This window comes from Pusillimonas sp. (assembly GCF_035515275.1).
Lineage (GTDB): Bacteria > Pseudomonadota > Gammaproteobacteria > Burkholderiales > Burkholderiaceae_B > Pusillimonas.
Genome location: NZ_DATJBQ010000092.1, coordinates 1 through 9,520, shown reverse-complemented (window position 1 = coordinate 9,520; position 9,520 = coordinate 1). Strand labels below are relative to the sequence as shown.

Annotated in this window: 9 protein-coding genes; 6 read left to right on the top strand and 3 right to left on the bottom strand. The window is 59.1% G+C overall.

Features of this window, described 5'->3' with window-relative positions:
* The 3 genes from VL003_RS06795 to VL003_RS06785 form a co-directional block, all read left to right on the top strand.
* Nucleotides 1-513 (top strand): rhodanese domain-containing protein (locus VL003_RS06795; protein ID WP_487047247.1); only part of this gene is annotated, 513 nt, incomplete at its 5' end.
* A 6-nt stretch (nt 514-519) separates the two neighbouring features.
* Nucleotides 520-1,260 carry a glutathione S-transferase gene (locus VL003_RS06790; protein ID WP_325440875.1) on the top strand — a complete coding sequence of 247 codons (741 nt, stop codon included), beginning with the start codon at nt 520-522 and terminating at the stop codon, nt 1,258-1,260.
* A 198-nt stretch (nt 1,261-1,458) separates the two neighbouring features.
* A complete protein-coding gene (locus tag VL003_RS06785; protein WP_325440873.1) occupies nt 1,459-3,882 on the top strand; it encodes a putative bifunctional diguanylate cyclase/phosphodiesterase in 2,424 nt (807 codons plus the stop codon).
* A gap of 10 nt (nt 3,883-3,892) precedes the next feature.
* On the opposite strand, the gene fabI is transcribed toward VL003_RS06785, so the two are convergent.
* The 3 genes from fabI to gloB are packed head-to-tail and all read right to left on the bottom strand — an operon-like array spanning nt 3,893 to nt 6,909.
* Entirely contained in the window at nt 3,893-4,675 is a 783-nt protein-coding gene (gene fabI / locus VL003_RS06780) for an enoyl-ACP reductase FabI (RefSeq protein ID WP_325440871.1), read from the bottom strand.
* A gap of 32 nt (nt 4,676-4,707) precedes the next feature.
* Nucleotides 4,708-6,108, bottom strand: coding sequence for a transglycosylase SLT domain-containing protein (locus VL003_RS06775; RefSeq protein ID WP_325440869.1), 1,401 nt, complete (start codon nt 6,106-6,108; stop codon nt 4,708-4,710).
* Nucleotides 6,109-6,114: 6 nt separating this feature from the next.
* Nucleotides 6,115-6,909: a hydroxyacylglutathione hydrolase gene (gene gloB / locus VL003_RS06770; RefSeq protein WP_325440867.1), complete on the bottom strand. Its 795-nt coding sequence runs from the start codon at nt 6,907-6,909 to the stop codon at nt 6,115-6,117.
* Nucleotides 6,910-6,939: 30 nt separating this feature from the next.
* Here gloB and VL003_RS06765 point away from each other — a divergent pair, with 30 nt between their 5' ends.
* From VL003_RS06765 to VL003_RS06755, 3 genes are all read left to right on the top strand, one after another.
* Nucleotides 6,940-7,767 (top strand): class I SAM-dependent methyltransferase, encoded by an 828-nt coding sequence (locus VL003_RS06765; protein WP_325440865.1) that lies wholly within the window; start codon nt 6,940-6,942, stop codon nt 7,765-7,767.
* A gap of 8 nt (nt 7,768-7,775) precedes the next feature.
* Nucleotides 7,776-8,240, top strand: coding sequence for a ribonuclease HI (gene rnhA / locus VL003_RS06760; protein WP_325440863.1), 465 nt, complete (start codon nt 7,776-7,778; stop codon nt 8,238-8,240).
* Nucleotides 8,241-8,365: 125 nt separating this feature from the next.
* Entirely contained in the window at nt 8,366-9,481 is a 1,116-nt protein-coding gene (locus VL003_RS06755) for an efflux RND transporter periplasmic adaptor subunit (RefSeq protein ID WP_325440861.1), read from the top strand.
* Nucleotides 9,482-9,520 lie beyond the last annotated feature (39 nt).

The following is a 9,520-nucleotide window of genomic DNA, read 5'->3' as shown; positions in this document are numbered from 1 at the left end:
CGCAGCTTCACCGAGTTTCCCGGCTGGGTCGAGCAACAAGGGCAAAGCGGTGGTCTGCTCGACAAGCAAAAAAAGCCCAGGGTTGCCATGTTTTGCACCGGCGGCATACGATGCGAAAAATCCACAGCGTATTTGCGCTCTCAGGGCTACGACGAGGTCTATCACCTGGAAGGCGGCATCCTCAAGTATCTTGAAACCGTCCCGGCCGACCAAAGCCTCTGGGACGGTGAGTGCTTCGTGTTCGACGAGCGTGTTTCGGTGGGGCATGGTCTGAAACCCGGGCCTTACGAGTCGTGCCGGGCTTGCCGTCTGCCGCTGTCAGCGCAAGACAAAACTTCGCCTCTATACGAAGAAGGGGTCAGTTGCCCGCATTGTCATGGCACGCACAGCCCTGAGCGTACCCAGCGGTTTCGCGATCGGCAAAAGCAGGTCGAACTGGCTCGCGCTCGCCATACCCGTCATATCGGGGCGCAACAGCCGGCCAGGTCGCCCGCTGCTCACACCGTCGACTAAAGGCCTGTGTCCGGCCTGCCCATACTCTACTCGTTTCGGCGTTGCCCCTACGCCATGCGCGCCCGGCTGGCGATCGCCTCAAGGGGGCAGCGATGCGAGCTTCGTGAGGTGGTGCTGCGCGACAAGCCGCAGGCCTTGATCGAAGCCTCGCCCAAAGCCACGGTACCCGTGCTGGTGCTGGCCGACGGCCGGGTGCTGGAGCAGAGCCTGGACATCATGATATGGGCGTTACGACAGCACGACCCGCAAGGCTGGTTGCGCCCGCAGCGCGAAGACCTTGCCGCGATGCTGGCGCTCATTGCTGAATGCGATGAAGTTTTCAAGCCCGAGCTGGATCGCTACAAGTATCCGCAGCGATTTTCCCATGAGCATGCGGCACCCGCAGCAGACCGCGATCCGTCTGGCGCCGCAGTCGATGACTCAGACCGGGGCGACCAGGCCCAAACCCAGGCACTGCTGCATCGCGCTGGCGGGGCACAGTGGTTGAGCACCCTTGAAGCGCGTCTGGCCGAGCATGATTGCCTTTTCGGTGCGCGCGTCTCGTTGGCGGACATGGCGGTTGCGCCTTTCGTGCGCCAGTATGCGCAGGTGGATCGCATCTGGTTCGATGCCCAAGCGTGGCCGCATCTGCACCGCTGGCTGCGCGCCTGGCTTGAATCGAAGCTATTTGCCGAAGTCATGGTCAAGTACTTGCCCTGGGTGCCCGGCGCAGAACCGGTGTGGTTTGGTGGTTTGACACACCACTAGCGAAACGGAAACATCAGGCCCATACAATTTGTAATCTGCGCCAACAAGAACTATTCTTACAAAATGATGCAAAATCGGCCACAAGGTATCGTAAAGGGGGAGATAACCAAGTTCGACGCGAAGTCGGGCGCGCCCGGCTTTTCGAGTCTTGGGGCCACCCACGAGGGCGCGCGTCTTGCGATATGGCTGGCTTTGGGCATGGCCCCGTTGCTGGGCTTGCTGATTACCCCCCGAGACGCCTGGCCGGCGTTGCAAATGTATGTGCCGCTGCACACTGCAATGGAGGTATTCGCCGTTGTGGTGGCCATGATGATCTTCGCACAGGGCTGGCACAGTGTTGGGCCACGCGTGTTGAAAAACACGGTGTTGCTCTCTAGCGGCTTTCTTGCCGTGGGCCTGCTAGACCTTGGCCATCTCCTTTCATTTCCCGGAATGCCCGATTTTTTCACCCCAAGCTCGGTGGAGAAGGGCATTGAGTTCTGGTTGATGTCACGCATTTTGTGCGCCCTGATCTTGCTGGCCGCGGCGCGAAGCGACTGGTCAATTCTGGCCACGAACACTTTTCGCATCAGCAGCCTAAGCCTGGCGCTGCTTGTTGCTGCAACCGGGTATTGGCTCGTACTGTCCGATGCGGTCAGGCTACCGGCTACGTATGTGCCGGGTGTGGGGCTTACCCCGCTCAAAATCGCGGCCGAATACGCCATTATCGGCATCTGTCTGCTAACCGTGGTGGTGCTTTTCCGCAACCCGCAGGGGGCTTCATCAGACAAGGCGAGGCATATCGGCGCAGCGGCAATTACCATGGCTCTGGGCGAGCTGTGTTTCACCTTGTACTTCAGTGCGCACGACGCTGCCAATGTGCTGGGCCACCTGTATAAAGTTGCGGCCTATTGCTTTCTTTATCGCGCCTTGTTCATCGAAGGGGTGCGCAGCCCCTACCAGCAACTGTACGAATCAAGACAGCGTCTTATCAAAAGCGAGCAAAAATTCCGTTCTTTCATGGAGTTTGCGCTAGACGCCATCATGCTGGTGAACGAACGAAACGAGATCGCCAATTTCAATGCACAGGCCCAAGCCATGTTCGATCTACCGGCTGATACCGGTCAGACCGTTCGGGTTACCGCCGTGTTGCCCACCTGGGATGCCTCCAGTGTCGGCGAGCTGGTTTGCCGCCGGCTCAGTGGCGAGGAGTTTCCCGCCGAGCTTAGCCGGGGCGTTATCGCGGGGCCTGACGGCGAGCTCACCACCCTCATCGTGCGCGACCTGACCGCCCGCAAGGCGCTTGAAAAATCCGTGGCCGACCAATTAAGCCACGATGTCGTAACGGGTTTGCCCAGCCGGGTGCTCTTCCAGGAAAAGCTGCATAAGGCCTTACATGATGTCCGGGTTTCGGGGCTGCGGCTTGCTATTTATTTTATTGACATCGATCATTTCAATAAAGTTGACGTATTGGGCCCTTCGATTGGCGACAGCGTGTTGTATCGATGTGTGCAGAGGCTAAGCGGCCAACTGGGTTCCCACGACATCCTGGCCAGGTACAGCAGCGACCAGTTCGTGGTGCTTCGAATGGGTGTTGCCGACGAAGCACAGGTTCGCGACCTTGCTCAGCGCTTGCTTGAAACCGTGCGTGAGCCCCTCTTGATCGAGGGGCACGAACTGCGCTTGACCGCCAGCATCGGCGTGGCGGCCAGCAGACAGCAGGGCGAAACAACCGAGTCGTTGCTTCGTGCCGCGAATATAGCGCTTACGCGTGCCAAGGACGAGTCACGCGACTGTTATCGTGTGCATAATTTCGACATGGACACCGAGGCACGACGGCGTGTCGAGCTTGAAAGCGGGCTGTACGCCGCTGTGGCAAACAACGAGCTGCTGCTTCATTTCCAGCCAAGAGTAGACCTGCGCAATGGCGAGATCCTGGGCTTAGAGGCCTTGGTTCGATGGCGCCATTCCAGAGCCGGCATGATCCCTCCGGGCGATTTCATTCCCCTTGCCGAAGAGCTGGGGCTGATCGCAGAAATCGGAAACTGGGTATTGCGTGAGGCCTGCGCGCAGATGCGTCGTTGGCAGAAAGAAGGCATTGCGCCTCGACGCATCGCCGTGAATATTTCCGCCAAGCAACTGCATGACCCCAGCTTCCCGGCCGAGGTCCGCAAGGCCCTAGTTGATTCCGGCCTGGCTCCAGACCAGCTCGAACTCGAAATTACCGAAAGCACGGTCATGGAGGACACCACGGCCGCCATTAACGCCTTGCGCGCGTTAAAACAGTTAGGAGTGGTGTTGGCCGTCGACGACTTCGGAACGGGCTATTCGTCGTTGAACTACCTGAAGCTGTTCCCCATTGACGTCTTGAAGATCGACCGCTCGTTCGTAAGCAATGTGACTGAAGACGCTCACGACGCCACCATAATTCGGGCGATTATCGCCCTGGCCCATAACCTGAGCATGGACGTGGTCGCCGAGGGCGTTGAAACCGCGGCGCAGGCGGTATTGTTAAAACGCGCCGAATGCGATGAATTGCAGGGCTTTTACTTTAGTCGCGCGTTAGAGCCTGACGCGGTTCGCTCGCTTTTACTCGAGCACACCGACGAACGGCGCCAGGCCTGGGTGCAGGGCTTAAGCTAAAGCTAAGGCGTTATCCCATGCCCGGCACAATGGTAGAAAAGCCGGCGTCTACATGGGTGATTTCACCCGTAACCCCCGCCGCCAGATCCGACATCAAGAACGCCGCCACATTACCGACGTCTTCGATGGTGACGTTGCGACGCAGTGGTGCGTAGGTTTCGACGAACTTCAGAATGGAGCCGAAATCTTTGATGCCGCTGGCGGCCAAGGTTTTGATGGGGCCCGCCGAGATTCCGTTGGCACGGATGCCCATGGGGCCGAGCGCCGCCGCAAGATACCTCACCGAGGCTTCAAGAGAGGCCTTGGCCAGACCCATGGTGTTGTAGTTGGGCACCACCTTTTCAGAGCCCAGATAGGTTAGCGTCAGCACCGAGCTGTTGCGGTCTTTGAGCAGCGGCAGTGCAGCTTTGGCCAATGCCGGAAAGCTGTACGCCGAGATGTCGTGCGCCACGCGGAAACCCTCGCGCGACAGACCTTCAAGGAAGTCGCCGGCGATAGCTTCGCGCGGCGCAAAACCGATCGAATGCACCAGGCCGTCCAGGCCGTTCCATTGGTTGCCCAACTGCTCGATGGCGGCTTCGATATTGGCGTCGTCGGCAACGTCGCAGGGCAGCACGATTTTGCTGTCGAGTTCGGCGGCGAAGCCCTGAACCCGCTCTTTGAAGCGGTCGCCCACGTAGGTAAAGGCAAGCTCGGCGCCTTGCTTGCGGCACGCCTGGGCGATGCCGTAGGCGATTGAGCGGTTGGACAGGACGCCGGTGACCAGAATGCGTTTGCCGTTTAAGAAACCCATGGTAAAGACCTTATTGTTTGAAAATGGTGGTATCAACCGTGCACATTGGTGCCCGGGATGCGAAGCCGTTTGCCGCGCGACAGATTGTTGTTGGGCAGATTATTAAGTTTGCGCAAGGCATCGACCGAGGTGTTGTAGCGCTTGGCCAAGGCAAAAAGGGTGTCTCCCTGGCGTACGGTATGAGTGCGGGTGTTGCTTGCGCCCCGGCGCACCACCACGACATCGCGCCTGGCGTTGCCCGGCTCGGCCGCAGGTGTGCGTACGGTTGGGGTTGCATCGATAAGCGTCGATTGCTCGAGCGATGCCAATTGAATGCCGCCTGATGACGCCCCGCCGGGAATGACCAGTATTTGGGCGACGGCGCGTGTTTGTTTCGCGCTTAGGCCGTTGGCCGCACGAAGCTGCTCGAGCGAAACGCCGAACTTCTTTGCAATGGCAGCGTACGACTCCCCTTTGCTTGCGGCGTAGGTGGTGTAGCTGCCGAGCTGATCTTTGTAGGCCTCGAGATTGGCGTTGAATGTGTCGACGCGGTCGGTGGGTAGATGCAATGAGGGTTTGTGTTCGGCCAGAAACACCGGACGGTTGAACGACGCGTTTAATGCCTTGAAGTCTTCAAGCGGCATTTCGGCCAGTCGGGCCGCAGTGGCCAGGTCCAGCGAGGGTGGTTCGACGACGGTGGTGAAATAAGGTTGGTTTTCAACCGTGGGCAGTGACACCCCGTAGCGTTCGGGGTTGGCAATAATGTTCTTGATGGCTTGCAGTTTGGGTACGTAGTTGCGCGTTTCGCCGGGCATGGCCAGCGCAATATAGTCGGTGCGCAACCCTTGGCCCGCGTTGCGCTCTATGGCGCGCTTGACAGCGCCTTCGCCCCAGTTGTACGAGGCCAGCGCTAAATACCAGTCGCCTTGAAAATCGTACAGGTAACTTAGGTAATCAAGCGCCGCGTTGGTTGATGCGACCGGGTCGCGCCGCAGGTCGCGCCATACATCTTGCTTGAGGTTGTAGTGCAGGCCCGTACTGGGTATGAACTGCCATAGCCCGGACGCTTTGGCGTGCGAATACGCAGTGGGGTTGTAGGCGCTTTCGACAAAAGGCAGCAGCGCAAGTTCTGACGGCAGGCCGCGTTCTTCGAGCTGGTCGACGATGTAATACAGATATTTGCCGGCGCGTTCGCTCATGCGATACACCGACTGGGGATGCGACGCGTAATAGGCTGTCCATTCGTCCACCAGGTCGGACTGCAGATTGGGAATGGCGAAACCGCGGCGGATGCGGTCCCACATGTCGCGCGGCGGGTGGGTAAGGTCGACCGTTCGCGAGGTGTCGGCGGCACTATAGGTTCTTTTATTGGCGGCGTAACGGGAGTCGGGGCTGGAGGCGCAGCCGGCCAGTGCCGCCACGCAGAGCACGATAAAAATTCGCAGGCAGTTCATGGTTTTTTATTTAAAACTGTTTTTCCATTCGCGTAGACAGGCAAAAACCGAAACAGCAGAATCGAGCGGCGTCTTGGCATAGGCCTGGGCCGATGTAACGACATCTTCTTGCAGTGGCCGCAAGAACGGGTTGGTTTCGAGTTCGAGGCCGATGGTTGACGGCACGGTGGGCAGGCCTTCGTTGCGCAGTTTTTGCGCGGATTCCCAGCGGCGTTGCAACGCAATGTTTTCAGGCTCTACCTGTAACGCCCAGCGTATATTCGACAAGGTATATTCGTGGGCGCAACAGACCAGGGTTTCGAGCGGCAGCTCTTTCAGCTTGCTTAACGAATTAACCATTTGCGCGGGCGTGCCTTCAAAAAGACGCCCGCAACCGGCGGCAAATAGTGTATCACCACAAAAAACCAGGGGTGTTTGCTCGTCCATATAGCCGAAGTACGCAATATGCCCGGCTGTATGGCCGGGAACGTCGAGGACGGTAAGCCTCAAGCCCACGCCGTCGATGAAGATTTCGTCGTCTTCTTTCAGGCGCGTATCGCATACGGGCAGGGTTTCGCCCAAGGGGCCGTACACCTTGGCGCCGGTAAGTTGCTTTAAGGCTTGGGCCCCCCCGACGTGGTCGGGATGGTGGTGTGTCAGTAGAATGGCGTCCAGACTTAACTTGTTTTGTTTAAGATAAGCTTCGACCGGCGCGGCTTCGCCGGGGTCGACCACTAGCGCACGGCCACTATTTTCAAGGACCCAGATGTAATTGTCGCTGAATGCGGGTACAGGCGTCAGCCGGCTGGTAATGTGTGCCATGATTGATTCCACCTTACGCAAGGAGCTTATGTGTCTGTTTCGTTGGACCAGCCTCTGGCCGTCGAGCTAGCCCAATGGCTGACCACCCCGGTCGGCCAGTATGTGCAAAACTGGGAACAGAAAAAAATCGATGGCATGGTGGCCAATGTATTTGGCTACCATGCCATGCAGATAGGGCAGCCCCAGTGGGACCTGCTGCGTGCCAACCGCATCCCCTACAAGGGCCGCACGCACTCGTGCCCCAACAACGGACAAGGCGCCCAGCAAGCCGGGGCAGCTACTGCCGGGGTTACAGCTGTCGGAGCAACCTCGGGGTCAATTTGTACCGCAAATATTGCCTTGTATGCTGAACCCGAGCACCTGCCCCTGGAAAGCCAAAGCATCGACTTGCTGATATTACCCCATGTGCTCGAGTGTTCCAATAGCCCCCATCAGGTGCTTCGCGAGGCCGAGCGGGTGCTCGTCCCAGAGGGCAGGGTGGTGATCTCGGGCTTCAACCCCTGGAGCCTTTGGGGGGCGCACGAGCGCATTCCGGGGCTTGACCCCATTGTGCCGGTGCCCGCCCATATGCAGGTGTCGCTGGGTCGTCTTAAAGACTGGTTCAAACTGTTAACCTTAGAGGCTGATCGCGGCCATTTCGGCTGCTATGCACCGCCTGCTGTCAGCGCCCGCTGGCTTTCGCGCTGGTCTTTCATGGAGTCGGCCGGTGACCGCTGGTGGCCGGTATGCGGGTCGGTTTATGTCGTGTCCGCAGTCAAGCGGGTGGTGGGCATGCAAATTATCGGTCCGGCCTGGAAAGAACAAAAGCGGCGTATGCGTCGTGCGGCAGTGGTTACAGGGCGTCATTCGGGCGCATGAATAGAGATATGAGCAGTAATTCCGTAGAAATCTGGACTGACGGCGCCTGCAAGGGCAACCCCGGCTGGGGTGGATGGGGCGCCTTGTTAAGGCAGGGTCGTCACGAAAAAACAATTTATGGCGGTCAGGCCGACACCACCAACAATCGCATGGAGCTCATGGGTGTCATTGAAGCCCTGAAAGCGCTCAAAAGGCCCTGCCACGTCATTGTTCACACCGATTCGCAGTATGTGCAAAAGGGCATGACGCAGTGGCTTGCCAACTGGAAGCTGCGCGGCTGGCGCACCGCCGACAAGAAGCCGGTTAAGAATGACGATCTGTGGCGCGAGCTGGACGAACTTGTCGGGCGGCATCAGGTCACATGGAAGTGGGTGCGTGGCCACGATGGGGATCCGGGCAACGAAATGGCCGATCAATTGGCCAATAGGGGCGTCGAACAGGCGCGTGCCCTGGCTGCGTCAGCCCGTTCCTGACCGTCGTTGCCGCAAGGGCCGGCTCGACCAAACGCCGGTGTTACTTCTTTTTTGCGTGCCCGCCTGTTCGCAAGCAACGGTACTACGCTACTATCTGCGACGATAAGACACAGATCGTTAATGTTATGAAGACAAACACTTTGGGTTGGGCGATTGCGCTGATTGTGGGGGTGGCGCTGGGCGCTGCCGCAGCAGGTTGGTGGGCGGGCAAAAAAACGCCCTCCCAAGCCGGCATCCCTGCCGCCGCTGTTCAACCTGACGCCAAGCCGCAAGGTGCCGCAGCCGGCACGCAGGTCGAGGTGGCCCCCGTGCTGGCAGAGTCCATGTCGCGCAACGTGGCAGCGGTAGGCACGTTGCGCTCCAAAGATTCTGTGGTCTTGCGCTCTGAAATTACCGGCCGCATTATCGAAATCAACATCGAAGAAGGCGGCAAGGTCAAGCAGGGGCAGGTTGTGATTCGCCTGGACGACAGCGTGGCTAAAGCGCAGTTGCAGCAAGCGCAGGCCGAACTGGCCCTGGCTGTCAGCCAAGACCGTCGCGCGGGCGAGCTTACTCGTCAGGGCTTTATCAGCAAGCAGGCGCGCGACGAAGCCGCCAGCAAATTACAGGTGCAGCGGGCAGCCGTTGCGCTGGCCCAGGCGCAGCTGCAAAAAAACACCATCGTTGCGCCGTTTGATGGCCTCATCGGCCTGCGTAACGTTTCGGTGGGCGATTACGTAAGCCCGGGCGCCGCCCTGGTGCCGATCGAGTCCGTTGATCCCCTGCAGGTTGATTTTCGTATTCCCGAGCAGTATGTGTCTTTGGTGCATCCCGGCCTTAAGCTGCGCTTGCGTTTTGATGCCTTGGCGGATCAGGCCCGCGAGGGCGAGGTGGGTGCGGTCAACCCCTCTATTGACGTCGGGGGGCGCTCGATACTGTTGCGCGCCAATGTAGCCAATACCGACGACGCATTGCGCCCCGGCATGTTTGCCCGGGTTGAGCTGCAGTTTGCCGACGACAAGGTGCTTACGGTACCTGAAGCGGCCCTGGTGCCCTCAGGTGAAGAGCGCTACGTCTTTCGCATTCACGACGGCAAGGCCGAGCGGCTGGCGGTAGGCATTGGCCAGCGGCGGGCGGGGCGTATTGAAATCACGTCGGGCCTTTCAGAGGGTGACGAAGTAGTGGTGGCGGGCTTGCAAAAAATCGTCGACGGCGCGCCGGTACGGGTGATGGGCAGGGCGGCACGCCCCGCACAATCTTAAGGCGCCGGACATGGTCCTTTCCGAAATCTGCATCAAGCG

What these genes read in the sequence shown, in the direction of transcription:
- VL003_RS06785 (WP_325440873.1), top strand. Translation starts at nt 1,459, where the DNA reads ATGGCCCCGTTGCTGGGCTTGCTGATTACCCCCCGAGACGCCTGGCCG.
- fabI (WP_325440871.1), bottom strand. Translation starts at nt 4,675, where the DNA reads ATGGGTTTCTTAAACGGCAAACGCATTCTGGTCACCGGCGTCCTGTCC.
- VL003_RS06775 (WP_325440869.1), bottom strand. Translation starts at nt 6,108, where the DNA reads ATGAACTGCCTGCGAATTTTTATCGTGCTCTGCGTGGCGGCACTGGCC.
- gloB (WP_325440867.1), bottom strand. Translation starts at nt 6,909, where the DNA reads ATGGCACACATTACCAGCCGGCTGACGCCTGTACCCGCATTCAGCGAC.
- rnhA (WP_325440863.1), top strand. Translation starts at nt 7,776, where the DNA reads ATGAGCAGTAATTCCGTAGAAATCTGGACTGACGGCGCCTGCAAGGGC.
- VL003_RS06755 (WP_325440861.1), top strand. Translation starts at nt 8,366, where the DNA reads ATGAAGACAAACACTTTGGGTTGGGCGATTGCGCTGATTGTGGGGGTG.